The organism is Bradyrhizobium ottawaense (assembly GCF_900099825.1).
Classification (GTDB): domain Bacteria; phylum Pseudomonadota; class Alphaproteobacteria; order Rhizobiales; family Xanthobacteraceae; genus Bradyrhizobium; species Bradyrhizobium ottawaense_A.
The window spans coordinates 1,168,369-1,194,007 of record NZ_LT629693.1; the positions used below are offsets into that span (position 1 = coordinate 1,168,369).

Genomic DNA, 25,639 nt, shown 5'->3' on the forward strand with positions numbered 1-25,639 from the left:
GCCGCCAAAATCACATCCCGACCCCTACCACCCTGCTATTGGTGCTTCTCAAATTGCGATACCGCGCCAGCGCCCAGAGCGGAAAGAACTTCGAGTAACCATGATACCGCAAGTAAAACACCCGCGGAAAGCCCGTTGCCGTGTAGCGCGCCTCGTCCCACAGCCCTTTTTCGGTCTGTGTGCCTTTTAGGTACTGGACCCCCCGCAGAACGGCCGGGTGTTCCACCTCGCCCGCCGCCATCAGTCCAAGCAAGGCCCATGCCGTTTGCGAGGAAGTCGACGGCGCATCCTCAAATCCCTTGTAATCGAGTCGGTAGCTGACCGCATCCTCGCCCCAGCCGCCGTCCTTGTTCTGGACGGAAACCAGCCAATCCACCGCCTTTCGCATCATCGGGTCCCGGTGGTCGATTCCGGCCGCATTGAGCGCGCAAAGCACCGACCAGGTTCCGTAGATGTAGTTCAGCCCCCAGCGACCGTACCACGAGCCTTCGGCGAGCTGGGTGCGGCGAAGATACGCAACCCCGTCCGCCAGCGGCTTGCTGGACGCCGCGGTCTCGCCGAGCTGCGCCAGCATCGAGATGCAGCGCGCGGTGACGTCCTCGGTCGGCGGGTCGAGCAGCGCGCCGTGGTCCGAGAACGGGATGTTGTTGAGGTAATATTCGAGGTTGTTGGCGTCGAACGCCGCCCAGCCGCCGTCCCGGCTCTGCAAGCCCTCGATCCACTCGCGGCCGCGCGCGATCGCCGTATCGTATTCCTGGCTGCCGAACTGCCGCCGCGCGCGATCCATCGCCATCACGACAACCGCGGTATCGTCGAGATCGGGATAATGCGGGTTGTTGTACTGGAAGGCCCAGCCGCCCGGACGGACATCGGGAGCTTTCGCCGCCCAGTCGCCCTTGAGGTCGAGCACCTGCTTGGGCTTCAGCCAGTCGAGCCCCTGCTTCATCTTGGCCAGCATGTCTTCGCCACCGGCCTCCGCCAGTGCGTGGCAGGTGAGCGCCGTGTCCCACACCGGCGAGACGCAGGGCTGGCAATAGGCCTCGTGCTCGCCGATCACCAGGAGCCTGTCGATGCCCTTGCGGGTAACCGCGCGCGGCGGAAAATCCTCTCCCTTGCCGAGCGCCTCGTACATCATGACGATGTTGGCCATCGGCGGATAGATCGCGCCCATGCCGTCTTCGCCGTTCAGCCGCTCTTCGGTGAAGGCGAGCGCGGCATCGATCGCGCGCTGGCGCAGCTTCTTCGGGAACAGCGGTTCGACTACCCGCAGGATCCTGTCGAGCGTGCTGAACAGCGTGAACCAGCCCCAGCTCTGGTGCGGCGCCTTCTTGGTCATGCCGACCGACTTGGGATCCTGCAGGAACAATTCGTCGATGCCGACGCCTTTGGGATTCTTCGCCAACGGCTTCAACGCCGCCATCACCATCAACGGCACGATCGTGGTGCGCGCCCAGTAGGAAATCCTGCTGAGATGAAACGGCGACCACATCGGCAGCAGCATGATCTCGACCGGCAGCACCGGTACGGCGCGCCAGCTCAACACGCCATAGAACGCCAGCAGAAACCGCGTGAAAACGTTGACGCCGCTGGCGCCGCCGCGCGAGCGGATCGCCTCGCGCGCCCGCACCATATGCGGCGCGTCGACGGAATCGCCGATCATCTTCAGCGCGAAATAGGATTTGACGCTGGCGCTCATGTCGAACGGGCCGTCCTGCACCAGCGGCCAGCCGCCATGACGGCCTTGCGTACGCCGCAGATAGTTCCCGAGCTTGGCTTCGAGCGCGGCGTCGACAGGCTCGGCGAGATAGTGGCGCAGCAGGATGTATTCGGCCGGAATCGTGCTGTCGGCTTCCAGCTCGAACACCCAGTGCCCGTCGGATTGCCGATAGGCGAGCAGCCCTTGTGTCGCCGCGGAGATGCTCTTCTCCAGGGCTTCGGGATCGACTGCAACGGTGTGATCGCCGGACAACATTTCGCTAGACATCCCTCTCTTCGCGACCGGCCGCCGTGAGGCCGGTCACGCAACGTGACCGGTCACGCAACGTCCTGTCAGGCGTGCTGCCTCGACAAAACCAGATCGGCGGCGCGGTCGCCGGACCGCACCGATCCCTCGATGGTTGCCGGCAACCCGGTATCAGTCCAGTCGCCGGCAAGAAACAGGTTCTTGTAAGCCGTCACCGGGCCCGGCCGCAGCGCATTCTGCTCCGGCGTCGCCTCGAAGGTAGCACGGCGTTCGCGCACGATCTGCCACGGCGGCAAGGCCGGTTCTCCCGGCAGGCCGGCGGCCTTGCAGACATCCTGCCAGATCGCCTGCGCCAGTTCCTCACGCGGCAAATCGATCAGCTGGTCGCCATTGCTGATGGTGACCGACAGCCGCTGCGGGAACGCAAACAGCCATTCCACCAGCCCGCCAACGACGCCGACGAGCGGCGGCGCATCCCTTGGCGGATCGAAGCGGAAATGCGCATTGACGATGGCGCGGAATTTCGACGGCGTCTTCAGCCCGGGCAGCAGCGACGCGGCGGGACGCGGCGGTACCGCGAGCACCACGACATCGCCGGCGCCGACCGCCATGCTGTCGCCGCCGAATTTCAGTTCGCCGACCTTGTCGCCGGCGATCGCGAATTCGCGCAGCTCGTGTCCGAGCTGGACCGAGCCGCCCTTGTCCTGCAACAGCTTGATCGCAGGTTCGACCAGCACCGCGCTGAGGCCGTCGCGCGCGATCAGCGGCCGGCAGGCCTGTCCGCCCGCCAGCAGGGTTTCGCGCACGATCGCGCCGGCCAGGCCGGCCGAGCCTTCGGGCGGATCGACATTCAGCGCAGCCAGCAACAGCGGCTGCACCAGCCGCCGGTACAGCGTGCCCTCGCAGGGGATCGCCTTGCCGACAAGCTTGTCGGTCCCTGCCCAGATCAAAGGCATCAATGCCAGATAATCGAGCAGGCCGGTGTCAGGAACGCGGCGCGCCTCGTCGAACACCCACAGCGGCAGGCGGCCCTCGCCGAGGTCGAGCTGCCAGCGCTGGCCGGTCGAGAGGTCGACAAAGGGAAACTGCGCGCGCTTCGGTCCGACCAGCCCCGCCTCGGTCCCGATCGATTTGGCGTAGGCCAGCGCATGGCGGTTGCCGGACAACAGCAGATGGTTGCCGTTGTCGATGGTGAGGTTGGTGGCGGCGTCGAAATAGGACCGGCAGCGGCCACCGGCCTGCTGCGTGGCCTCGTGGACATGCACCGTGTAATTCGCATTCGCCAGCCGCACAGCCGCCGAGAGGCCGGAAATGCCGGCGCCGATGATATGAGCGTTTTTTTGCATCAGATGATCGCGTAACGGAGAAGGATGGCGATCTTCGCCATCTTGTTGACGCGAACCGGCGCGCGCGGAGCGGCAAAGCCCCGGGCAATCAACAGCTCCAGTATCGCACGATAATATTTCGACATGATCCGGGGCGCGCGCACGACGCGCCGCGAATTGCGGCTCATGATCTGGTCGGCCTGGTCGAAATGCGATTTCGCGCGCTCGACCAGCGGCAGGCACACTTTCGGCAGCGTCCGTTCGGCCGAGACCTTCACCGGATCGTCGCTGGTGATGCCGGCGTGCAGCAGGCCCTCGCGCGGCAGATAGAGGCGGCCGAGGCCGGCGTCCTCGTCGATGTCGCGCAGGATGTTGGTGAGTTGCAAGGCGCGGCCGAGATGGTGGGCGAGCAGGATGCCGTCATTCTCGGGCAGGCCGAACACGCGCACCGACAGCCGCCCCACAGCGCTGGCGACGCGGTCGCAATAGAGATCGAGGGTCGCCATGTCGGGCGCCCGGATGTCCTGCGGCACGTCCATCTCCATGCCGTCGATGATGGCCAGGAAATCCTCGCGCTTGAGGCCGAAGCCGCGCACCGACGACACGTAATCCTTCAGCCGCTCCGGCGGACGGCCCTGGTACAGCGCGTCGATGTCGTCGCGCCATTGCTGCAGCGCCGCCAGCCGCTCGGGCCGCGGTCCGTCGGAGTCTGCAATGTCATCGACCTGCCGGCAGAAACTGTAGATCTGGAACATCGCATCGCGCTGTGCGCGCGGCAGGATGCGCATCGCGGCGTAGAACGAACTGCCGGACGCGGTGGTGCCGTAATCTGCGTTGGCCGCCGCCGTGTCCAGCGTCATGCGCCGGCCGCCGGGTTCGACACCGGCCGGCGACCGATCGCGCGGCGGGCCATCTCGCCGGCCATGCCGGCGAAGCTTTGCCCCAGCAATTCGAGCGGCGAAAGATGCACGCGCTCGCTGAGCGGATCGCGCACCTTGAGCATGCCGACGATCCGGTCGGCAAAGGCCTGGATCACGGAAATCTCGAGCCCGAGCCGGAAATCCCGCACTTCGGCGCCAAGCGATTTGCTTTGATCGAGCAGCGCTTCGGTCCGCACCGCGAGCGCCTGCAGGCAGGCCAGCAGCGCCGGCGGCGACTTCGCCTCGCCCAGCATCTCGACGGATGCGCCTGAAGACGCCAGCGCATCGCGCGGCAGGTAGACACGGTTCAGATTCTTGTAGTCCTTGGCGCAGTCCTGCAGATGATTGTTGATCTGCAGGCCGGCACATAACGCATCGGACGCGACCCAGGTCGACGTGCTTTCACCGTGGACGTCGAGCATGAAGCGGCCGACCGGCATCGCCGAATAGCGGCAATAGTGGATGACGTCGTCCCAGTTCTCGTAGCGCAGCTTGGTGACGTCCATCCGGAACGCGACCAGCACGTCGAGCGCGTGACGCGGCGGCATCGTACGATCAGCCAGCGCGCGGCGCAGGTTGACGGCTTCCGGCTGGGTATCGCCGTTGCCGAGCAGTTCCGCTTCCATCAAATCGAGATAGCGCAGCTTTTCGTCCGCAGCCAACGTGGCGTGGTCGGCGATGTCGTCGGCGGTCCTGACGAAATTGTAGAAGCTGAGAATCAGCGCCCGATGACGCGGATGAATGATCCACGACGCGACCGGAAAATTCTCGTCGCGGTGGGTCTTTCCCGATCGCAGTTCGCTCGCGCTGGTCATCAAGAACTGGCTACATTCGTCTGGTTTGGCGGCATGCACCGACGCTTGGCGCATGCGTTTGGATCGCGTCCCCATATAGGGGAATACGCCGCCAAAACCAATGCTATCTGGGCTGATCAGCCCTCCCCGCCGCGCCTGCAATCGGGCCGAAATTGGCCTGACGCAAAGGTTAACGGGTGCAGGCGTCGCTTATTGCCCGTGGTTCTTGAGCACCTGATCGCAGGCCTGGGTGATCTTGGGACGATTCTGCTGCAGGCACGCCAAAATGGTGAAATCGCCCTGGTCGATGACCGGACGGCAGAAACGCTGCACGTCGCGGGCACACGCCTTCTGCTCCTCCGCCGTTCCGCTGCGTTGCTGCTGGGCAAAGGCGTCCGACGAAACCGCAATCGACAGCAGGGAGAGTGCCAGGAGAAATTTACGCATCGTATTCCTTCATTTCGGCAGCAAAAAATCCTGTTCCCGAATTGCGTTTCGGCATCGCCGGGCGGATTTTGTGGGATGGCAGGCGCCGCGTAGCGCAGCAACGAACCAGGGACAAGGACTGCTAAATGCGGCCAAATTTACGACGATGCCAACGCTTTTCATAACCGACTGAAATCTAAAGTGTATTTCTGCTTTAGCTTTCTTTGCAATTGACCGTTGCGGATACACGTAGCGCATAGCTACATGATGCCGGCGCGGTAAGGCCGGGATGTTTTTCGAATCCGTCCGATGAAAATGCCGTTTGCCCTGCGGTGGTTGCCGGCAGCGGCGGTTTTATCAATTGAACCAAACATTCCGCGGGAACACTAAACCTTCGATGCGGCGAGACATATTCTCCAGGGAACGTCTATTTTGATGGGAAAATTCACGATGAAACTGTTCGGTTCCAGCTTGTTCGGTCAGGCACTCACGGCTGCTGGCGTCGGCGCCGCGCTCATGTTGTCGGTCACCGCTGGCCAAACCCAGGCCGGGGGCCCCTTTGCCGGTTTTGACGGATCATGGACCGGCGCAGGCACGGTCGCGCTGTCCGACGGCACCACCGAGAACATCCGCTGCAAGGCCGACTACAAGGTCAACGCCAGCGGGCTCGGCCTGAAGCAGAACCTGCACTGCGCCAGCGACAGCTACAAATTCGATCTCTCCAGCGACGTCACCAGCCAGGGTGACCGCATCTCCGGCAATTGGAGCGAGAAGAGCCGCAACATCTTCGGCAATCTGCAGGGCACCGCGGGCGGCGGCCAGATCAACGTGTTCGTCGAGGCTTCCGGCTTCGCCGCCAACCTGAATTTGCGCACCACCGGCAACAAGCAGGTGGTCCAGATCGACTCCAAGGGTGAAATCCGCGGCGTCAAGATCACGATGACGAGGACCTGACGCACCGCGCCCGCGTCTTCCAGACCGCTTAAAGCAAAGCGCCCTCGGATTTGCTCCGAGGGCGTTTTCTTTTGGGGCGTTTTCGTCTGGCGATCCGACTTGGAAAAGCTACTCCGCCGGCTTCGCCTGGCGCGCAGTGCCGCGCAGCTTTTCCGACAGATTGATCAGGAACATCGACGTCGGCCGCAGGATGAAGAGGTCGGCGACCAGCGCCGCAATCATCGAGAACGCGCTGAGCCAGCCGAACAGGCGCAGCGACGGCAGGTCGGAGAACACCGTCACCACCAGGCCGCAGGCCAGCACCACCGTGGTCAGGATCAGCGCCGGACCGACCAGCACGGTTGCCCGCTCCACCGCCAGTTCCGCGCTGACGCCGGGCTTTCGCTCGAGCCGCAGCCGGTTGAGGAAGTGAATCGTCGCACTCAGGCCGAGGCCGAATGACACCGTCAGCGCCACTACGCTGGCGAATTGCAGCCCCTCGCCCATGATCGCCAACACCGTCCCCGATGCCACCACCGGGAAAATGCCGGGCAGGATGCAGGAAAACATCACCACGACCGAGCGGAACGCCAGCCCGATGAAGACCGCAACCAGCAGGAATTCCACCGTCAGGCCGCGGTTGAGCTTCTCGATCATGTTGGAGCTGTTGCGCGCGGCAATCACCGAAAGGCCGGTGACCGCAATTTCGTAACCCGGATGCTCCGAACGCACCTTGTCGAGCCCCTTGTCGAGCTTGTTCACCACCGGAAGCAGCGCACTTGAATCGATATCGGGTACGCGGCCCGACACCACCACCGCATCCTGGTCGGCCGAGATGAAGCGCCGGACCAGATGTTCGGGGATCACGCTGACATATTCCTTCAGGGTCGCCACGTCGTTGCTCCCCGCCTTCTCGGCGAGCCAGCGGCGCAGCGTTTCCAGCGACCAGACGTTGCCGACGCCGGCCGCGGTTTCGACCATGGAATGAACGTCGGCGATCGTCTTCAGCGTATCCGGCGCGTAGAGCGAGGCGCCCTTGGGAAATTCGATCAGGACGTCGACCGGATTGGCGCCGGTGAGCTTGGCATCGAGACGGCTCGACGCCTCCACCGCCTGCCGCTTGTCCGGCACCTGGTCGGCCAGCCGGTAGCGCGGCTGCAGGTTGGCGTAGACGTAGCCCATGCTGGCGACGACGAGCACCGCGATCAGGCTGAACAGCCCGGGGCGGCCGACCATGCGTACCGCGATCCAGTAGCAGAAGTTGCGCAGCGCCTGCACGCCCGCGTCGGCGCCCTGGAACTTGACCGCCATGACCTTTTCGTTGCGCACAAAAAGCACGCCGAATACCGGCACCAGCGACAGCACCGCGATCAGCGCGATGATAGTGGCCGCAAGGCCGGCCTCGCCGAATTTGCGGATCAGTTCGGAATCGGAGAATTGCAGGGCGATGAACGAGATGCCGGCGGTGCCATGGGTGAGCACGCAGGCGGGACCGACCACCAGCACGGCGTTCTTGAACGCGGTGTACTTGTCCTGGCCCGCGATCAGGCGGTCGCGCGCCGCGAATGTCAGCTGCATCGAGTCGGAGAAGCTGATCACCATGATGAGCGGCGTCATCACGTTGAGGAACATGTTGAGATTGAAGTTGGCCCAGCCGAGGCCGCCGAGCGCGAGCAGGATCGCGATGATCGGCGGGAAGGCGGCGACGACCATGAACGATATCTTGCGGAAGAAGATGATCGCGATGATGCAGCCGGCCAGAATGCCGAGGATGTTGTAAGTCAGCCCGTCGCGCTTCACCGCGTTGCGGATTTCGAGCTGCATGACGGGAACGCCGGAGAGCTGGGCGTTGAGCCCGCTGCCGGCAAGATCTTCCGCCATGATCTTCCTGATGTCGCCGACCGCCTTGGTGAGATCGTTGCTGGCGACGATGTTCGGCTCCAGCGACAGCACGATCAGCGCCAGCGTGCCGTCCTCGCTCAACAGCTTGCCGCGGATGATCTCGTTCGCCTTCACGGTCTCGGCGAACTTGTCGTAGGCAGCACCTTCCGGCAGTTCCGATGGGAACAGCGCCGCCGGCAGCTTGCCGGGTTCCGGCGCCTGGCGTGCCGAGAACAGCGAGACCAGACCGCGCACGCCATCGACCAGTTGCAGGTCGGTGACCATGTCGCGGAGCTTTTCGAGGTTTTCGCGCGCCAGCAGCGTCTTGCCTTCGACCACGACCAGCACGTCGAATTCGGTCGCCGGGAAGCGCTTGGTCACGGCCTCGTATTGCTTGTAGTCCTTGGAATTGGAGCGAAACAGCTGGCTCAGCGAGTCGTCGATCTTGATCCGCTCGATCCCGAACAACGCGGCGATCATCAGTGCGACGAGAACGATGCAGGACATGATCGGCGCCTTGACCGCGATCAGGCCGAGGCGCTCCAGCCCAAAGGCGATGCTCGTACCCTTTACCGGCTCCTCGATCGCTGCGACGTGGACCTGACTTTCGGAATTCTTGTCGAGCATACCCTGTCCAGTTCTCACGTCGGTGTCGGTTGTGAAGCTTGCTTGGGTCGGTGGCGCAATAGCGGCTTCTTCAGCCCTGTCTGATCGGCGCTAGCCCTTGAAATCACGCGGTAAATTAACGCCGCCGTTTTACAGGTCCGAACCCGATCCGGCAAGCGCGCGCGGCGGGGCAAATCGGCGTGCGGATGACGAAAATGCGCGTTAAGTCTCTGATTTGTCACACCGGGCTCGCTCACAGGGCCGAACTGGCCGCGATCTGCGCCGGCGGTCCTCCGCTTTCGTCCTTCAGGGCGACGCCGGTGAGTTGCCGCGCGAGCCCTTCACGAACCAGCCACGCAATCTTGAACGCGGCTTCATCGTAACTCAGGCCGGCGCCGTGGATGTTGGAGATGCAATTGCGTTCGGCGTCGGTCAAGCCGATGCGCGGTCCGAACGTCAGATAGGCCCCGAGACTGTCCGGCGCCGACATGCCTGGCCGCTCGCCGATCAACATCACCACCATGCGCGCGCCGAGCGCAGCACCGATCTCGTCGCCCAGCGCCACGCGCGCGCCCGACGCAACCACGACCGCGCCTACTCCGATGCTGGTCTCCGCCAGCCGTCCAGCAAGGTTGCGAACCAGTTCGACCGCGTGAAGGTTGACCGCAGCCGGCGACAGGCCGTCGCCGATGACGACGGCAAGCTCGCAACGATTGTCGCTCCGGTCGGCCAGCAAACTCCGCGATCCGGCGTCGAGCATGCGGCCAAGGTCGGGACGGCGCAGATAGTCGCGCCGGTCGGGCGCCTGGCTTGCGACCTCAAGCACGTTCAGGCCGAGGCCGGCCAATTCCGCGCTCAGGCGCGGGGCATCGAAGGCGGCATGGACGGCATCGCGCGCGCGTGCGTGGTCGAGCGTGAAAGCGAGCAACGCCTCGGTCGGCATGCTCGCCCCTGCCCGGCCGAGCCCGACGCGGGCCGGCGTCAGTTCGCGCAGACGCTTGATCGAAACGGTCGCAATCGAACCGGGCACCGCCGGCGTTTTCATGACGACTTCCAGGGTTTGCTACTCGGCGGGGACCGAGGCCTCGCGCAGCCGGATCGAATAGTTCGACGCGCTCTGCTGACCGACCGACGCCGCGCGCGCGAACATGATCAGGTGATGTGCGATCATGGACGACGCGATCAGCCCCTCGATGTCGCCACGGCGCAGCCGCCCCAGCGCGAATTTCCAGAACACGCGTCTGTAATCGCCGAGCACACCGACCTTCCAGAAAATGTTCCGGAGCATGATCAAGGCGCGCTTGATGTTGGCCCAGCTCTTCTGCTCGGGGGTTACCGGCACCTTCAACCGCCGCGCATAGGTGTAGTCGCACTGATACTGGTAGCGCGCGAACAGCTTTTCCGGCGCATAGGCGACTGCCATGCATTTGCGCCACGAATCGACCACCTGATCATAGGGCAACAGGAACGCGACGTTGGAGTCGCGGCTTTCGTCTTCCTCGAGCAGACGGCCTTCGCGCTCCAGCCGATCCCACAGCGGCGTCTTCGGCAGCGCCTGCAGCAGATTGATCGTCAACAGCGGAATCCGCGATTCGTCGACGAACGCCAGCAGCGCGTCGCCGGTTTCCGGCTTGTCGGTGTCGAGCCCCATGATGATGCCGGAGACGACTTCCATGCCGTAGGAATTGATGGTGTGAACGCCTTCCAGGATCGGGACCATCATGTTGTGGTCCTTGTGCATCGCCTTCAGTGCCTCGGGATCCGGCGTCTCGATGCCGCAGAAGATCGTGACGAAGAAGGCATCGCGCATCTTTTCCAGAATCTCGGGCCGCTTGGCGATGTTGAGCGTCGCCTCGCAGGCGAGCCGCATCACGTAACCGGTCCGCTTCTGCCATTCGACCAGGTGCGGCAGCAGATCCAGCGCCGCCTTGCGGTTGCCGATGAAATTGTCGTCGACGAAATACACCGAGCCGGTGACGCCGCATTCGCGCAACTTGTCGAGTTCGGCGATGATCTGTTCCGGCGATTTCAGCCGCGGGTTGCGGCCATAGAGGCCGGGGATGTCGCAGAACTCGCACTGGTAGGGACAGCCGCTCGAATACTGGATGCTGCCGAGGAAGTATTTCTTGACCTCGGCGAGTTCGTACGCGGGAATCGGAAAATCCGTCATCGCCACGCGATCGACGGTCTTCAGCACCACCTGCTGTTCGGGGCGAGACGGATCGTGCGCCAGCCGCGCGAACAGCTCATTGGTGGCATCGCCGAGTTCGCCGACATGGAGATAGTCGAACGAGGGGTAGTAATCCGGACATGCGCTCACCGACGGCCCGCCGATCGCAACCGAAAGATCGAACGCATGCGCGCGGCGGCAGATGTCGTTCATCTGCTGGCGCTGGATATGCATACCGCTGACGAACACCGCTTCCGCCCATTCGAAGTCTTCCTTGGTGGCGGGGCGGATGTTCTCGTCGATGAAGCGCACCGGCCAGTTGGCCGGCAGATAGGCCGCGATCAACAGCAGTCCCTGCGGCGGCATGAACGCCTGGACGCCGTCGGTCAGGGGATAGGCATATTCGAAAGTGCCAAAAGAAGACGTATAGCGCGGAAAGACGCACAGGATGCGCCGAACCGTCTCAATGCCTTCAGCTCTCATTCAAACTTCCTCAGCCAAAGCCTTCGCAAATCTAAGCACGACATTGAAAGCTGGGCCAGAATTTCTTCAACATTGTGGCAGTCGGCTTAAACGCGCCATCGGTTCAATGGTTGCACAAAAACCGCCGTCCGCAGCCTCCAGCCGGCCCTCAGGCGATCAGCCGTGAGGCAAATTCGGGCAGCAGGCCCGCATTGCCCGCAATCCGGAAGTCGGCGCCGGCCAGACCGGCCCGCTGCAGCCAGTCGTCGAACTCCGGCGCCCGCTTCAGGCCGAAGAGGTCGCGGACATAGAGCGCGTCGTGGAACGAGGTGGACTGATAGTTCAGCATGACGTCGTCGGCGCCCGGTACCCCCATGATGAAGGTCACGCCGGCGGCCGCCAACAGCGTCAACAGGTTGTCCATGTCGTCCTGGTCGGCTTCGGCGTGGTTGGTGTAGCAGATATCGACACCGAGCGGCAGCCCGAGCAGCTTGCCGCAAAAGTGATCCTCCAGCCCGGCGCGGATGATCTCCTTGCCGTCATAGAGATATTCGGGACCGATGAAGCCGACCACGCTGTTGACCAGCAAGGGATCGAACGCGCGCGCCACCGCATAGGCCCGCGCTTCGCAGGTCTGCTGATCGACCTGGTGGTGGGCATTGGCCGACAGTGCCGAGCCCTGCCCGGTTTCGAAATACATCACATTGTCGCCGACGGTGCCGCGGCGGAGCGACAGTCCCGCCTCCCGCGCCTCCCGCAACAGCGCCAGGTCGACACCGAAGCTGCGGTTGGCGGCTTCCGTTCCCGCAATCGACTGGAACACCAGATCGACCGGGAAACCCTGCCGGATCAATCCGAGCGTGGTGGTGACGTGGGTGAGAACGCAGCCCTGCGTCGGGATCTGCAGCCGCGAAATGATCCCGTCCACGAGCCGCAGCATGCCGCCGATCACGGCCGGGTCGTCGCTCGCCGGATTGATCCCGATACAGGCATCGCCGGATCCCAACAGAATGCCGTCGAGGATCGAGGCGGTAATGCCCTTGGTGTCGTCGAAGGGATGATTGGGCTGCAGCCGCACGCTCATCCGTCCGCGCAAGCCGATGGTGTTGCGAAAGGCTGATGTCACCGCGCATTTTTTGGCGACCAGAATCAGGTCCTGGTTGCGCATCAGCTTCGAGACGGCCGCGGCCATTTCCGGCGTGATCCCGCGCGCCACCTTTTGCAGCGTCTCTGATGTCGCGGCATCGGACAACAGCCAGTCGCGGAAGGCGCCGACCGTCAGCGACGATATCGCTGCAAAGCCCGCGGCATCGTGGGTATCCATGATCAGGCGGGTGACCTCGTCGTCCTCGTAGGGGACGACGGCCTCATTGAGAAATTGCTTGAGCGGAACATCGGCGAGCGCCAGCCGCGCCGCGATCATCCGTTCCGCGCTGTCGGCCGCGAGGCCGGCAAGGCGATCGCCGGAGCGCGGCGGCGTCGCTTTGGCAAGCAGGTCGCGCAAATCATCGAACAGATACGAGGTGGCATCAATGGCTTGGCGATAGACCATGGTGGCTCCAGACCCGCCGGCGCGTCCGTGGGGCGGATAAGGAGTCTAGCATCCCGCCATGACATGCCGGGTGCCTGCATCTTGCCCAGGGCGACACCGGCTGCGCGCTATGGTCGCAGCGCTTGCGGCGTATTCAGCCGACAGAATCCAGATCAAACATTCAAGTATTTGAAAATGCTAGATAATTATAGATAGTTGCAGCTTCATGAATTTCCCGCATTAAGAAATTCTCCATCAAAATTTAGCATAATTTTCAGCGGCCGACTGTGCTCCCCGGCCTGTTTTGGAGTGCCGGTATGGCCGAAATTGCAAAATCCCCTCATTCATTTTCTGGTGGCGCCATGTCATCCCGGTCATCCCGGCTTTCGCTCGCCGCCAAACTCTACGCGATCTTCGCGTTGTTCGCCGTGCTCACCGCCGCCGTCACCGTGTTGTCCGAGTACAACACGCGCAGCAACACCGAGCTCACCGAAGCCGTCGCGACCGCGAGCCGCGCCGCGCTGAACGTCGAGCGGGTCAATTCGCTGGTCTATGCGGTCGTGATGGAATCCCGCGGCATCTACATGTCGACCGACGTGGCGACCGTGAAGAAATACGGCGAAGGCCTGCTGAAGTTCAACGAACGTCTGCTGGCCGTCGTCAAGAACTGGGAGGCGCTGGTCCAGGCCGACGACGCCGAGCAATTCGCCACCTTCAAGAAGCGGATCGACCAATTCGTCGACTTCCGCAAGGAGCTGGTGCGCCGCGGCGTCGAGGTCAGTCCGGCGGCAGGCCGCGAATGGGGCGACAACGATGCCAATCGTGAGGTGCGCTCGGCGCTGAACAAGGATCTCGAGGCGCTTTCCAGGGTCTATGCCGAACGCAGCAAGAAGCTCGCGCAGCAGACCGATGCCAACCACATGCTGGCCTTTGTGCTGACCTGCCTCGGCGGTCTGGCGCTGGTCGTGGTCGTGCTCGGCGTCTTGATCATCGCCCGTTCGATCGCGCGCCCGCTCTCGGCCATTACCGACACCATCAAACGCGTCGCCGAAGGCGCCGAGGGCGTCGAGGTGCCGCATACCGGCCGTGGCGACGAGATCGGCGCGCTGGCGCGGGCGATCCAGATCTTCAAGGAAGCGATGGATCGCAATCGCAACCTCAATTCGCAGGTGCTGCAGGATTCCAAGGCGCGCGACCAGCGCGCCCGCCAGATCGAAGCTTCGGTCGAAGCGTTCCGCGAAGCCATCGGCGGCGTGTTGCGCGCGGTTACCGACAATGCGACCTCTATGCGCAGCACCGCGGAGACCATCGCCAGCGTCTCGTCCGATGCCAGCGGCCGCGCAGTCGCGGCCTCCAGCGCTACCGAACAGGCGTCCAGCAACGTTTCCGCCGTCGCCGGCGCCGCCGAAGAACTGTCCGCTTCCGTCGAGGAAATCGGCCGCCAGGTCCGACAATCCGCCGGCGCCGTCGAGCAGGCGGGCCTGCGCACCGAGAAATCGATCGCCGAAATCGAAGGCCTTGCGGCCGCAACCCAGCGTATCGACGGCGTGCTCAGCCTGATCCAGGCGATCGCCGAACAAACCAACCTGCTGGCACTGAATGCGACCATCGAGGCCGCGCGCGCCGGCGATGCCGGCCGCGGCTTTGCGGTCGTCGCCCACGAGGTCAAGGCGCTGGCCGAGCAGACCGCCAAGGCGACCGCCGAAATCGGCCAGAACGTCGGCCTGATTCAGACATCAACCAAGAATTCCGTCGATGCGGTCCGCGAAATCGGCAACGCCGTGCGCGAAATCAACGAGGTGACGTCGATCATCGCCAGCGCCATCGGGCAACAGGATGCGGCAACTCGCGAGATTTCCGCCAACGCGCAACTGGCAGCGCAGGGCAATGGCACGCTGGTCGTCAATATCGGCTCGCTGAGCGACGCCATCGGCACGACAAGCACGGCGGCAGCCTCGGTCCTGACCGCCTCCAGCGACCTCACCGCCACGGCCGAGACGCTGTCCCGCGAAGTCGAAAAGTTCTTCCGCGACCTGCGCGCCGATTCAGCCGAGCCGCGGCGAACGGGGACCTAGAGGCCGGCATAATTCGCACGCAGCCATACCGTTCAGGACGCGACGGTCGTCAACTCACATCGAATGCTAGGCGGTTTGTTCGGAAGGAACGACCGGATGGCAATCCAGTCAAAGTCGGTAAGTTCATAACGCATGATTCGAAGCCCAGTTTGGGCGCTTGAAGCACTTCCAAACCAATGCCTTCAATCAGCAAACCCGGACAATCGGCATTTCCGAGATCAGCCTCTAACCGGACGTGCTGGGGGCATGCCAGGATCGACGCAAATGACCCATTGCGGAAGTTGAACCCGCTTCCTTAAAAATAGAGCGATTAGTGATGCGAAAGGTTGACGTGATCAGTTTATGCAACCAAGTGTCATAATGTTTCGCTCCCAATATTCGCACCTCCGTCCGTGCAGTCGTGTGTTTTTTCAACCGTCCTAAGTCCACAGCCCAATGAACCACTCGAACCTGGCACCGTTCCTTTTCCTCGCTATGGTTCCCATGGCGCTGAGCTTGCAACTCTTTTATCACTACCTTTTCGACGTCAGATTGGGAGCGACGGCCGTCGAATTTGTCATTTTCAAACGATTTGTTGTTTGGGCGATCCCGCGCGATGAGATCACGAGATTTGATAAGCTTTCTCTTTTGGAGACTGCCTTCACTGGCTTCTGTTTCCCGAGCCGGCCATTCGGGCCGTACGTTCTCCTTCATCGTGACCGAGGCTTTTTTCGGAGGGTCATTGTGACGCCGAGGGATGCGGACGAATTCTGCAATGCGTTTAGAGCGCAATGGGCGTCGGCTAACAGAAGCGCAACGACAGCTTAGGCCACGTAGGCGCTTTGGTCTGCAAATGGCACTTCGCGTCGTTTCGTTGCTATGCAACGATACGTCGGCCAACGGGCGCATAGCGGACGCTGGCAAGGCGTCCGGCCGGCGCGTTTATAGGTTCCCGGCCTAGCTGGAGCGAGATGAGATGAGTTGAGCCGTGACGACGGATCATCTCATTTTGTGCCTATGGACGCTACGCAGCACGGGGGCCGCAAACGGGGCTCATTCTACTTTGCATGGGGTTGTTTTCGCGATTTTGTGGATGTCACTCCACCAGCAGCACATCCACCGCGACGCTGAGCTTCTGCTTGCGCGAGCCGACGATGATGCCGTCGACCGGCGAGACGTCGGAGAAGTCGCGCCCGATCGCCAGAATGATGTGATCGTTCCCGACCAGGAGATCGTTGGTCGGATCGAAACCGATCCAGCCGATATCGAGGCCGCACCACACCGACACCCAGGCGTGGGTGGCGTCGGCGCCCTGCAGACGCGGCTGGCCCGGCGGCGGGATGGTGCGCAGATAGCCGCTGACATAGGCCGCCGGCAGTCCGAGCCCGCGCAGGCCCGCGATCATCACATGGGCAAAGTCCTGGCAGACGCCGTGGCGTTTCTCGAACACTTCCGCGAGCGGCGTCGAGATCACGGTGGCCTTGGGATCGTACCTGAAGTCGGTGCGGATCCGGTGCATCAGGTCGACCGCGCCGGCGACGACCCCGCAGCCTGGCAAAAAGCTTGCCGCGGCATAGGCGGTGACCGGCGCCTGCACCGGCACCAGCGAACTGGCAAAGACGTAGCCGACCGGCGAGGCCGGACCGAGGCTGGTGGCCTCGAACGCCACGTCGCGGACGTCCTCCCATGACGGGCTCGGTGCGGTGCGTTCAAGCACCTGCCGCGACACCGACACACGCGAGCGGGAATCGATCCGCAGGGTGCGATGCGCAGTTTCGATCAGGACGCTCTCGGTATGGGTGCCGAAGAAATCCCGCCTCACCGTGCGCTCGACGGGCCGCGGCCGGATGTCGACGCTGTGGGAGACCAGTTGCTGGCCGTCGCCCGACCGCGGCTCCAGCCGCAGCGAGCAGCGCGCAAAGCTCACCGGGCTCTCGTAGGCGTAGGTCGTGACGTGACGGATGTCGTAGATCACGCGAGGCCCGTGAGCTTCTCCGGCCGGCTCGCATTGGGTCCGTGCGGGAAATAATGCAGACCGATGGCATCGGCGAGGTTGAGCAGGTCCTGCTCCAGCGCGAACAACGCCTTGATATCGAGCGCCGCGGCTTCCGCGGTCGTCAGCATGGCCTGCAGCGCCACCGCAAGGCGTTGCGGCCGCTCGATCAGACCGTGCTCCTTGAGGCTCGGAAGGCTCGCAATATGCTCGTTGAGCGCCGCCACCTGAAACGCCACCGAGCGCGGATTGTAGGGATCGAGCACCGCGAGATCGCGCACCGGCGCCAGCGCCGGGCCGACCAGATAGCGCGAGCGATAGGTGATCTGGCAGTCCACCAGCGTCAGCAGCACGTCGAGATCCTCGTCGCCGGCCTCGTCATAGCCGAACTGCCGGGCGAACCGCGCGGTATTGATGGCGCGCTCGATGCGGCGGCCCATTTCGAGGAAGCGCCAGCCGGCGGCGCGGTTCATGTTCTCCTGGGCCAGACCGGCAAAGCTCGCCAGCTCCTGCAGCGTCAGTTCGGCGGCGCTGACCACCGCGTCGTCGTCATCGACCTGCAAAGCAAGCCGTTCCGTCATCTCGGTGATGACCTGCCAGGCGTCGGGCGAAAGCCGTTCCCGCAAGGAGGTCGCGGTACGCTGCGCCGATTTGAGCAATGACAGCGCCGAGCCGAATTTCTCCGGGTTTTGCAATGCCTCGGCGACGACCTTTGCAGGATTCGCCCGGCTTGCCTGCGTGGCGGCGCCCCAGGTCACCAGCAGCCGCTGAATGCGCTCGACCGATGGCAGCGACGTTGCCGGCCCGCTCGACGCTCCGTTGACCGGATCGCGCGTCGGCGTGCCCAGCACACGGATCAGCCGCAGCGTCGCCTCGGCGCGCTCGAGATAACGGCCGAGCCAGAACAAATTGTCCGCGGCGCGGCTCGGGACCACGCCGGCAATCCGCTTGATCCGCACGGTATCGGCCGCCGGTAACAGCGTCGAGGTGGCAACCGCCTTGTCGGACACGACCCAGACATCGGCCGAACGCGCGCCGTCGCCCATCGACACGGCGCGGGCGTCGGGCTGCTCGGCGATCCGGCAGAAGCCGCCGGGCAGGATGGTCCAGCCGCCGTCGGCGGTCGCCGCCGCGAACACGCGCAGCACGAACGGGCGCGGCGCGATCCGCCCGTCCTCCCACACCGGCGTGGTCGACAGCCGCACCAGTTCCTGGCCGACATAATCGACGCCGCGGTCGGCGATCGCGCTTTTGAGCCGGTCGCGATCTGCCGGCGACAACTCGCCGGCGAGCACGGGGCCGTGACCCGGGAAGCCCGGAACGGACCGGCTATAGGCGCCCTCGATCGCGAAATCGTCGAGCCGGTCCAGCACTTCCTCGCGCGCGGATTTCTGGCCGCACCACCAGGTCGCGATGTGCGGCATACTGAGGTCTTCGCCGAGGAAACGCCGGCTCAGGCTTGGCAGGAAGCCCAGGAGCGCCCTCGCCTCCAGCACGCCCGAACCCGGCATGTTGGCGACCACCACGCCGTTTTTGCGCAGCACGTCGATCAGGCCGGGCACGCCGAGATGCGAGGACGCATCGAGTTCGAGCGGATCGAGAAAATTGGAATCGACCCGGCGCAGCAGCACGTCGAGCCGCTTCAGGCCGGCGACGGTGCGGATATGGATGCGGTCGCCGCTGACGGCGAGATCGTCACCTTCGACCAGCAGGAAGCCGAGATAGCGCGCCAGCGTGGCATGCTCGAAATAGGTTTCGCTGAAGGCGCCCGGCGTCAGCAGACCGATCCGCGGCTCGTCGCGGTCGGCGCCGGCGCGAAGCGACTCGCGAAATGCCTCGAAGAACGGCGCCACGCGTTCGACATTCATCGACTTGTAGAGGTTGGAAAAGGCGCGCGACAGCACCAGGCGGTTTTCCAGCGCGTAGCCTGCGCCCGACGGCGCCTGCGTGCGGTCGCCCAGCACCCACCAGCGCCCGTCGGGGCCACGGCCGACATCGGCGGCATAGAGATGGAGATAGCGCCCGCCTGGCGGTTTGACGCCGCACACCGCGCGCAAATATTCGTTGCTGCCGGCGATGGCGGCAGCGGGTATCGCGCCTTCCGTGACCAGACGGCCCTCGCCGTAGAGATCGCGCAACACCATTTCGAGAAGCTGCGCGCGTTGCGCGATGCCCGCGCTCAATTGCTGCCAGTCGGTCTCGTCGATGATCAGCGGCAGATGGCTCAGCGGCCACAACCGGTCGGCGGTCTCGCCAGGCGCGCGGTAGGTGACGCCGGCTTCGCGCAGGTGCCGGTCGGCGGACGCAAATCGCTTCTCGACATCCGCCGGCGCCATCGCGGCAAAGGCATCGAAAAACCGGGTCCAGACGGCGCGGGGCGCCCCGTCCTGGCCGATATATTCGTCGGGGATACCGGGCAGCCGGGCATAGTCGCGGGTCCACTGCGCCATCCGGCGCTGCCCCGGACGTGCCTTGCTTTCCTGACTGCTGCCCTGACTATTGCCTTGGCCGGCCTGTCCCGCCATTCGAATTTCCCGCCCTCGCCCCTGATGAAATCAGATTCGAGGTCCCGATTTTATGTTTTTGACGCGTTTTCTTAAGCTCATCCCCGGATCGGTCCGGGCGGGCGCCGTTGCCCGAAAACGCCAAGAAACCTCAAGAAAACGTCAAGCCAATCAATGCAGGAGCGGCGTCCTCAAGTCGAGGGTCAATGGGAACTCAATTGTGCGTTCTTCCGGCGGCGGATCGATCCTGCCCGGGGTGTGGCCGTGGTCCTGAAAGCGGGCCAGCCGCCTTGCTTCGGCCTCGTAGGAATTGACCGGCTTGGTATCGTAGCTGCGGCCGCCCGGATGGGCGACGTGATAGACGCAGCCACCGAGCGAGCGGCCGTTCCAGGTGTCAATCAAATCAAATGTCAGCGGCGCGTGCACCGGAATGGTCGGGTGCAGGCCCGACGCCGGTTGCCAGGCCTTAAACCGGACGGCCGCGACCGCCTCACCGGAGCGCCCGGTCGCGGTCATCGGCATCCGCCTGCCGTTGCAGGTCACGACATGGCGGCCCTCGACGAAACCTTCCGCCTTGATCTGCAGCCGTTCCACCGAGGAATCGACATAGCGCACGGTGCCGCCCGCCGAGCCCTCTTCGCCGAGCACATGCCAGGGCTCCAGTGCCTGACGCAGCTCCAGCGCAACGCCGCCATGGTGGACGCGACCGAACACCGGGAAACGAAACTCGAGCTGGGCCGCATACCATTCCGGCGAGAAATCGTAACCGGACTGCCGGAGCTCTGCGAGCACGCCTAGAAAATCCTCCCAGAGGAAATGCGGCAGCATGAAGCGATCGTGCAGCGTGGTGCCCCAGCGCACGAACTTGCCCTGCTGCGGTTCGCGCCAGAGTTTTGCGACCAGCGCGCGGATCAACAATTGCTGCGCCAGCGACATCCGCGGATCGGGCGGCATTTCGAGCGCGCGAAACTCAACCAGCCCGAGACGGCCGGTTGGGCCATCCGGCGAATAGAGCTTGTCGATGCAGATTTCGGCGCGATGGGTGTTGCCGGTTATGTCGACCAGGATGTGGCGGAACAGCCGGTCGACCAGCCACAGCGGGGCCTTCAGCCCTGGCGGCGGCACGTGGGTCAGCGCGACTTCAAGTTCGTAGAGGCCGTCATGACGCGCCTCGTCGAGGCGCGGCGCCTGGCTGGTCGGGCCGATGAACATGCCGGAGAACAGATAGGACAGCGACGGGTGGCGCTGCCAGTACAGTACGAGGCTCTTCAGCAGATCCGGACGGCGCAGGAACGGCGAAGCTTCTGGCGTGCTGCCGCCGACCACGACATGATTGCCGCCGCCGGTACCGGTGTGGCGGCCGTCGACCAGAAAGCGATTGGCGCCGAGCCGGGTTTTGGCGGCATCTTCATACAGGCCGAAGGTGATATCGACCGCCTCGCGCCAGCTCTGCGCCGGCTGGACGTTGACTTCGATCACGCCCGGATCGGGCGTCACCTTGATCACCTCGACGCGCGGATCGTAAGGCGGCGAATATCCCTCGATGTTCAGCCGGATCTGCATTTCCTCGGCTGTGGCTTCGACCACCGCGATCAGCGCCAGATAGTCTTCGATCTTCTCGACCGGCGGCATGAACACGCACAACACGCCGTCGCGGATTTCGACCGACATCGCGGTGCGCACCGGCGTGACCCGGCGCTTCGGCTGCAGCCGCTTTGGCGTCGCGTCGCCGATCTCCGCGTCCTTGTCCTCGACCGCGAGTTCCAGCCGCGGCTCCATCGGATCGCGCTCGACGATGTAGGGATATTCTTCCGGAGGGATATACGGCAACGAACCGATCGGCAGCCGCAGGCCGAGCGGGGAATCGCCGGGCACCAGGAACAGATGGCTGCGCCGCAACTGCCAGTGCTCGCTCATCCAGTCCGCGGCACCACCGTCCACGCGCTGCACCGGCAGCACAAAACCCCTCGGCGTCGTCAGTCCCCGGTCGAACTCCCGCGCCATGCGCGCGCGCTCTTCGGGATCGGCAAGCCTGGAATCGCCGGGATCGACATTGACCGGCAGGGCTGCTTCCTTTTGCAGCCAGTGCATTGGATCTTCATAGGCCGGCATCACGTATTCCGGGCCGAGGCCGAGCCGCTTCGCGATGTTTTTCGTCAGCCATTCGGCGTCGTCGACGTCGGCTTCGCCGGGGCTATCGACCTTGGCGATCAGGTCGGAATTCTTCCAGATCGGCACACCGTCCTTGCGCCAGTAGAGCCCGAACGCCCAGCGCGGCAGGGTTTCGCCCGGATACCATTTGCCCTGCCCGTAATGCAGCAGTCCGCCCGGCGCAAAACGCGCGTGCAATTTCCGAATGAGTTCGTCGGCCAGAGCCCGCTTGGTCGGACCGACGGCGGCGATATTCCACTCCGGCGATTCCAGATCGTCGATGGAAACGAAGGTCGGCTCGCCACCCATGGTCAGCCGCACGTCTTCGGCCTTGAGATCGGCATCGACCTGCTCGCCGAGTTTGTCGAGGCGCGCCCAGGATTCGTCGGAGAACGGCCGGGTGATGCGCGGCGCCTCGCGGATGCGCTTGACGCTCATGTCGAACGCGAACTCGACTTCGGCGAAGCCTGCGGTGCCCGAGATCGGCGCCGCCGAGCGGTAGTGCGGCGTGGCCGCAACGGGAATGTGCCCCTCCCCCGTCAGCATGCCCGAGGTAACGTCGAACCCGATCCAGCCCGCGCCCGGCAGGTAGACCTCGGCCCAGGCATGCAGGTCGGTGAAATCGCTTTCGACCTCGCGCGGGCCTTCGACCGGGTCGATGTCCGGCCGCAACTGGATGAGATAACCGGAGACGAAACGCGCGGCGAGCCCGAGGTGACGGAAGATGTGGATCAGGAGCCACGCCGAGTCGCGGCACGAGCCGGAGCCGCAGGACAGCGTCTCCTCCGGCGTCTGAATGCCTGGCTCCATCCGGATGACGTAACTGATCTTTTTCTGCAGTTGCGCGTTGAGCGCGACCAGGAAGTCGACGGTGCTGTCGGCCTCGCGCGGAATGTCCTTCAGGTAATCCGCGAACTTCGGCCCCTGGTCCGACGTCGCCAGATAGGGCGCCAGCTCGGTCTTGAGATCGCTGGTGTACTGGAACGGAAAACTCGACGCATACGCCTCGACGAAGAAGTCGAAGGGATTGACCACGGTCATCTGCGCGGTGAAATCGACCTCGATCTTGAGCTCGGTGGCCTTCTCCGGAAACACGAACCGCGCCAGCCAGTTGCCTTGCGGGTCCTGCTGCCAGTTCACGAAATGGTTTGCCGGCGTCACCTTGAGCGAATAGCTCAGGATCGGCGTGCGCGTATGCGGCGCCGGGCGCAGGCGAATGGTTTGCGGGCCGAGATCGATCGGACGGTCGTATTTGTAGTGCGTAACGTGATGTAGCGCGACGAAGATCGACACAGACCGAACACTCCAGCAGCTTTTTTAAGCAGAACACTGGTTCCGGTACGGATCAAGCACTAACAACGGGCAGCGGTTGCCTACGGGAAGTGCGGAAGCAGGCTGTCGTCCCGGCGAACGCCGGGACCCATACCGCGTGATCTATCGAAAAAATCGAGATCGCTAACGCCGTCCGCCCAATCAAAGCCGGTGGCTATGGGTCCCGGCGTTCGCCGGGACGACAACATTACATCGTCGCGCCGAGCACCCAGGGCGCGAACTCGGCGCCGCCGAAATCGAAACTTTCGCTCTTGGTCGGCTGGCCCGAGGCGGTCTTCAGCATCAATTCGAAAATGCGCTGGCCGCATTGCTGCACGCTCTCCTCGCCGTCGAGGATGGTGCCGCAATTGACGTCCATGTCGTCCTCCATGCGCTTGTACATCGGCGTGTTGGTCGCGAGCTTGATCGAGGGCGCGGGCTTGCAGCCGAACACGCTGCCGCGGCCGGTGGTGAAGCAGACGAGGTTGGCGCCGCCGGCGACCTGCCCGGTCGCGGCGACCGGGTCGTAGCCGGGCGTGTCCATGAACACAAAACCCTTCTTGGTGACGGCTTCGGCGTAGTTGAGCACGTCGACCAGATTGGTGCTGCCGGCCTTGGCCATCGCGCCCAATGATTTTTCGAGAATGGTGGTGAGGCCGCCGGCCTTGTTGCCGGGGCTCGGATTGGCGTTCATCTCGGCGCCTTCGCGCTGTGTATATTCTTCCCACCAGCGCATCAGCCCGACGAGCTTTTCGCCGACCTCGCGGCTGACCGCGCGTCGCGTCAGCAGATGTTCGGCGCCGTAGGTCTCCGGCGTTTCCGACAGGATCACCGTGCCGCCGTGGCGCACCAGAAGATCGCTCGCCACGCCAAGCGCCGGATTGGCCGACACCCCTGAATAACCATCCGAGCCGCCGCATTGCAGGGCCACGGTCAACTCGCTCGCGGAAACCGGTTCGCGCTTCACTTTGTTGGCATCGGTCAGCGCCTCGCGCACGAAGGCGACGCCGGCCTCGACGGTCTTGCGGGTGCCGCCAACTTCCTGAATGTCCATCGCGCGCAAACGTCCAGCGAGCTTCTGCTCCTGCATCAGGCCACCGATCTGGTTGACCTCGCAGCCCAAACCCAGCACGACGACGGCCGAGAAATTCGCGTGCCGCGCATAGCCGCCGAGCGTCCGCCGCAGCAGCGCCAGCGGCTCGTCCTGCGTCATGCCACAGCCGGTCTTGTGCGTCAGCGCCACCACGCCGTCGACGTTCGGAAAATCCGCCAGCGGATTGTCGCCGGTGAACGGGTTCTTCTTGAAGATGTCGGCGACCATGCCGGCGACATGTGCGCTGCAATTCACCGAGGTGAGGATGCCGATATAGTTGCGGGTCGCGACACGGCCGTCGGAACGGCGGATGCCGTCGAAGGTAGCCGGCAGGTCGAAGTTCGGCGTCGGCGTGACGTCGACGCCATACGCATAATCCTTGGCGAAATCGCCCATGCCGCAGTTCTGGGTGTGGACGTGCTGGCCCGGCGCAATCGGCACCGTGGCAAAGCCGATGATCTGGCCGTAGCGGCGGATCGGTTCGCCCACCGCAATCGGCTTGATCGCGACCTTGTGGCCGGCGGGAATGCGCTCGACGGTCGTGACCCCGTCGGACACCACCATGCCCGGCGGCAGGCTCGAGCGCGCAATCAGCACGCCGTCGTCAGGATGCAGGCGAATGACGGGTGCCGGGGCCATGGGGTATCTCCTCTAAAGTGGGCGAGTAGCGAATAGCGAATGGCGAATAGAAAAACTACCCGCTATTCGCCACTCGCCATTCGCATATCTTACGCCTTGCCGCCGGAATCCTTGCGGGTCTGGTTGACCTGCATCTTGGCGTAGGTCTGCATCAGGCCGCTCTCGTTCGACAGCGTCACGAGCTTGAAGCCCATGTTGATCGCGCGCACCGCGCCCTCGGCGCCCGAGCAATGGATGCCGGGGTGAAGGCCGCGCTTGCCGCATTCCTTGACGATCTTCTCGTAGATCTTGAGGATTTCCGGCTCATCGCGATCGAGCTTCGGTACCAGGCCGTAGGAGAAGCCGAGGTCGGAGGGGCCGACGTAAACGCCGTTGATGCCCTCGACGTCGAGGATCGATTCCATGTTCTCGATCGCCGTCTTGGTCTCCATCATCGGCAGCAGCACGATCTCGTCATTCGCGGTCTGCTGGTAGGAGCCGGCCGAACCGTACATGCCGGAGCGGATCGGGCCGTTCGAGCGGGTGCCCCTTGGCGGATACTTGGCGTACTGGACCAGGTTTTCCGCTTCCTGCTTGGTGTTGATCATCGGGCAGATCACGCCATAGGCGCCGCCGTCGAGCACCTTGCCGATGACGCCGGGCTCGTTCCAGGGAACGCGGACCATCGGCGTCACCGGGTGGCCGTTCATCGCCTGAAAGCACTGCACCATCGAGAGGTAATCCTGCACGCCGTGCTGCATGTCGACGGTGACGCTGTCGAAGCCGCACTGTGCAATTACTTCGGCCGAGAAGCCGGACGGGATCGCGAGCCAGGCATTCACCACGGCCTTGCCCGAGGCCCATACTTTCTTGACGTTGTTGGTAGTCATGGATCGCGTTTCCT

16 protein-coding genes are annotated in these 25,639 nt (G+C 63.9%); 2 read left to right on the forward strand and 14 right to left on the reverse strand.

The window, feature by feature from the left end:
* Positions 1 to 10: 10 nt before the first annotated feature.
* The 5 genes from shc to BLR13_RS05660 form a co-directional block, all read right to left on the reverse strand.
* Complete coding sequence (gene shc, locus BLR13_RS05640; protein WP_244525103.1) at positions 11 to 1,984, reverse strand: squalene--hopene cyclase; 1,974 nt, start codon at positions 1,982 to 1,984, stop codon at positions 11 to 13.
* A gap of 65 nt (positions 1,985 to 2,049) precedes the next feature.
* A complete protein-coding gene (gene hpnE / locus BLR13_RS05645) occupies positions 2,050 to 3,309 on the reverse strand; it encodes a hydroxysqualene dehydroxylase HpnE (RefSeq protein ID WP_074826754.1) in 1,260 nt (419 codons plus the stop codon).
* Positions 3,309 to 4,148 carry a presqualene diphosphate synthase HpnD gene (gene hpnD / locus BLR13_RS05650; RefSeq protein WP_074826752.1) on the reverse strand — a complete coding sequence of 280 codons (840 nt, stop codon included), beginning with the start codon at positions 4,146 to 4,148 and terminating at the stop codon, positions 3,309 to 3,311. The genes hpnE and hpnD overlap by 1 nt, the downstream gene beginning before the upstream one ends.
* The gene (gene hpnC, locus BLR13_RS05655) at positions 4,145 to 5,023 is read right to left on the reverse strand and encodes a squalene synthase HpnC (RefSeq protein ID WP_074831861.1); all 879 of its coding nucleotides are present in this window, start codon (positions 5,021 to 5,023) and stop codon (positions 4,145 to 4,147) included. Before hpnC ends, hpnD begins: the two co-directional genes overlap by 4 nt.
* Before the next feature lie 189 nt (positions 5,024 to 5,212).
* Positions 5,213 to 5,449 (reverse strand): hypothetical protein, encoded by a 237-nt coding sequence (locus BLR13_RS05660; RefSeq protein ID WP_074826751.1) that lies wholly within the window; start codon positions 5,447 to 5,449, stop codon positions 5,213 to 5,215.
* A 429-nt stretch (positions 5,450 to 5,878) separates the two neighbouring features.
* On the opposite strand from BLR13_RS05660, the gene BLR13_RS05665 reads away from it, so the two are divergent.
* Entirely contained in the window at positions 5,879 to 6,382 is a 504-nt protein-coding gene (locus tag BLR13_RS05665) for a hypothetical protein (protein ID WP_074831859.1), read from the forward strand.
* A 108-nt stretch (positions 6,383 to 6,490) separates the two neighbouring features.
* On the opposite strand, the gene BLR13_RS05670 is transcribed toward BLR13_RS05665, so the two are convergent.
* The 4 genes from BLR13_RS05670 to BLR13_RS05685 all read right to left on the reverse strand — a co-directional run bounded on the left by BLR13_RS05670 (position 6,491) and on the right by BLR13_RS05685 (position 13,032).
* Positions 6,491 to 8,869: an efflux RND transporter permease subunit gene (locus tag BLR13_RS05670; RefSeq protein WP_074826748.1), complete on the reverse strand. Its 2,379-nt coding sequence runs from the start codon at positions 8,867 to 8,869 to the stop codon at positions 6,491 to 6,493.
* 232 nt (positions 8,870 to 9,101) lie between these two features.
* Entirely contained in the window at positions 9,102 to 9,893 is a 792-nt protein-coding gene (gene eutC, locus BLR13_RS05675) for an ethanolamine ammonia-lyase subunit EutC (RefSeq protein WP_074826745.1), read from the reverse strand.
* A gap of 18 nt (positions 9,894 to 9,911) precedes the next feature.
* Complete coding sequence (locus tag BLR13_RS05680; protein ID WP_074826743.1) at positions 9,912 to 11,501, reverse strand: B12-binding domain-containing radical SAM protein; 1,590 nt, start codon at positions 11,499 to 11,501, stop codon at positions 9,912 to 9,914.
* A gap of 148 nt (positions 11,502 to 11,649) precedes the next feature.
* Positions 11,650 to 13,032 (reverse strand): ethanolamine ammonia-lyase subunit EutB, encoded by a 1,383-nt coding sequence (locus BLR13_RS05685; protein ID WP_074826738.1) that lies wholly within the window; start codon positions 13,030 to 13,032, stop codon positions 11,650 to 11,652.
* A 341-nt stretch (positions 13,033 to 13,373) separates the two neighbouring features.
* On the opposite strand from BLR13_RS05685, the gene BLR13_RS05690 reads away from it, so the two are divergent.
* The gene (locus BLR13_RS05690) at positions 13,374 to 15,086 is read left to right on the forward strand and encodes a methyl-accepting chemotaxis protein (RefSeq protein WP_074826735.1); all 1,713 of its coding nucleotides are present in this window, start codon (positions 13,374 to 13,376) and stop codon (positions 15,084 to 15,086) included.
* A gap of 1,075 nt (positions 15,087 to 16,161) precedes the next feature.
* On the opposite strand, the gene BLR13_RS05700 is transcribed toward BLR13_RS05690, so the two are convergent.
* The 5 genes from BLR13_RS05700 to BLR13_RS05720 form a co-directional block, all read right to left on the reverse strand.
* Entirely contained in the window at positions 16,162 to 17,040 is an 879-nt protein-coding gene (locus tag BLR13_RS05700; protein ID WP_074826728.1) for a transglutaminase family protein, read from the reverse strand.
* The gene (locus BLR13_RS05705; RefSeq protein WP_074826725.1) at positions 17,037 to 19,583 is read right to left on the reverse strand and encodes a circularly permuted type 2 ATP-grasp protein; all 2,547 of its coding nucleotides are present in this window, start codon (positions 19,581 to 19,583) and stop codon (positions 17,037 to 17,039) included. The genes BLR13_RS05700 and BLR13_RS05705 overlap by 4 nt, the downstream gene beginning before the upstream one ends.
* 150 nt (positions 19,584 to 19,733) lie before the next feature.
* A complete protein-coding gene (locus BLR13_RS05710; protein ID WP_074826723.1) occupies positions 19,734 to 23,006 on the reverse strand; it encodes a DUF2126 domain-containing protein in 3,273 nt (1,090 codons plus the stop codon).
* A gap of 226 nt (positions 23,007 to 23,232) precedes the next feature.
* Positions 23,233 to 24,756, reverse strand: coding sequence for a UxaA family hydrolase (locus BLR13_RS05715; RefSeq protein ID WP_074826719.1), 1,524 nt, complete (start codon positions 24,754 to 24,756; stop codon positions 23,233 to 23,235).
* Positions 24,757 to 24,845: 89 nt separating this feature from the next.
* The gene (locus tag BLR13_RS05720; RefSeq protein ID WP_074826716.1) at positions 24,846 to 25,625 is read right to left on the reverse strand and encodes an HpcH/HpaI aldolase family protein; all 780 of its coding nucleotides are present in this window, start codon (positions 25,623 to 25,625) and stop codon (positions 24,846 to 24,848) included.
* Between the last annotated feature and the right edge of the window lie 14 nt (positions 25,626 to 25,639).

Bases quoted from the DNA above. Each gene is read 5' to 3' on its own strand.
- BLR13_RS05715 (WP_074826719.1), bottom strand. From the start codon at position 24,756: ATGGCCCCGGCACCCGTCATTCGCCTGCATCCTGACGACGGCGTGCTG.
- BLR13_RS05670 (WP_074826748.1), bottom strand. From the start codon at position 8,869: ATGCTCGACAAGAATTCCGAAAGTCAGGTCCACGTCGCAGCGATCGAG.
- hpnC (WP_074831861.1), bottom strand. From the start codon at position 5,023: ATGACCAGCGCGAGCGAACTGCGATCGGGAAAGACCCACCGCGACGAG.
- BLR13_RS05705 (WP_074826725.1), bottom strand. From the start codon at position 19,583: ATGGCGGGACAGGCCGGCCAAGGCAATAGTCAGGGCAGCAGTCAGGAA.
- BLR13_RS05665 (WP_074831859.1), top strand. From the start codon at position 5,879: ATGAAACTGTTCGGTTCCAGCTTGTTCGGTCAGGCACTCACGGCTGCT.
- eutC (WP_074826745.1), bottom strand. From the start codon at position 9,893: ATGAAAACGCCGGCGGTGCCCGGTTCGATTGCGACCGTTTCGATCAAG.
- shc (WP_244525103.1), bottom strand. From the start codon at position 1,984: ATGTCTAGCGAAATGTTGTCCGGCGATCACACCGTTGCAGTCGATCCC.
- BLR13_RS05690 (WP_074826735.1), top strand. From the start codon at position 13,374: ATGTCATCCCGGTCATCCCGGCTTTCGCTCGCCGCCAAACTCTACGCG.
- BLR13_RS05660 (WP_074826751.1), bottom strand. From the start codon at position 5,449: ATGCGTAAATTTCTCCTGGCACTCTCCCTGCTGTCGATTGCGGTTTCG.
- BLR13_RS05680 (WP_074826743.1), bottom strand. From the start codon at position 11,501: ATGAGAGCTGAAGGCATTGAGACGGTTCGGCGCATCCTGTGCGTCTTT.
- hpnE (WP_074826754.1), bottom strand. From the start codon at position 3,309: ATGCAAAAAAACGCTCATATCATCGGCGCCGGCATTTCCGGCCTCTCG.
- BLR13_RS05685 (WP_074826738.1), bottom strand. From the start codon at position 13,032: ATGGTCTATCGCCAAGCCATTGATGCCACCTCGTATCTGTTCGATGAT.
- hpnD (WP_074826752.1), bottom strand. From the start codon at position 4,148: ATGACGCTGGACACGGCGGCGGCCAACGCAGATTACGGCACCACCGCG.
- BLR13_RS05720 (WP_074826716.1), bottom strand. From the start codon at position 25,625: ATGACTACCAACAACGTCAAGAAAGTATGGGCCTCGGGCAAGGCCGTG.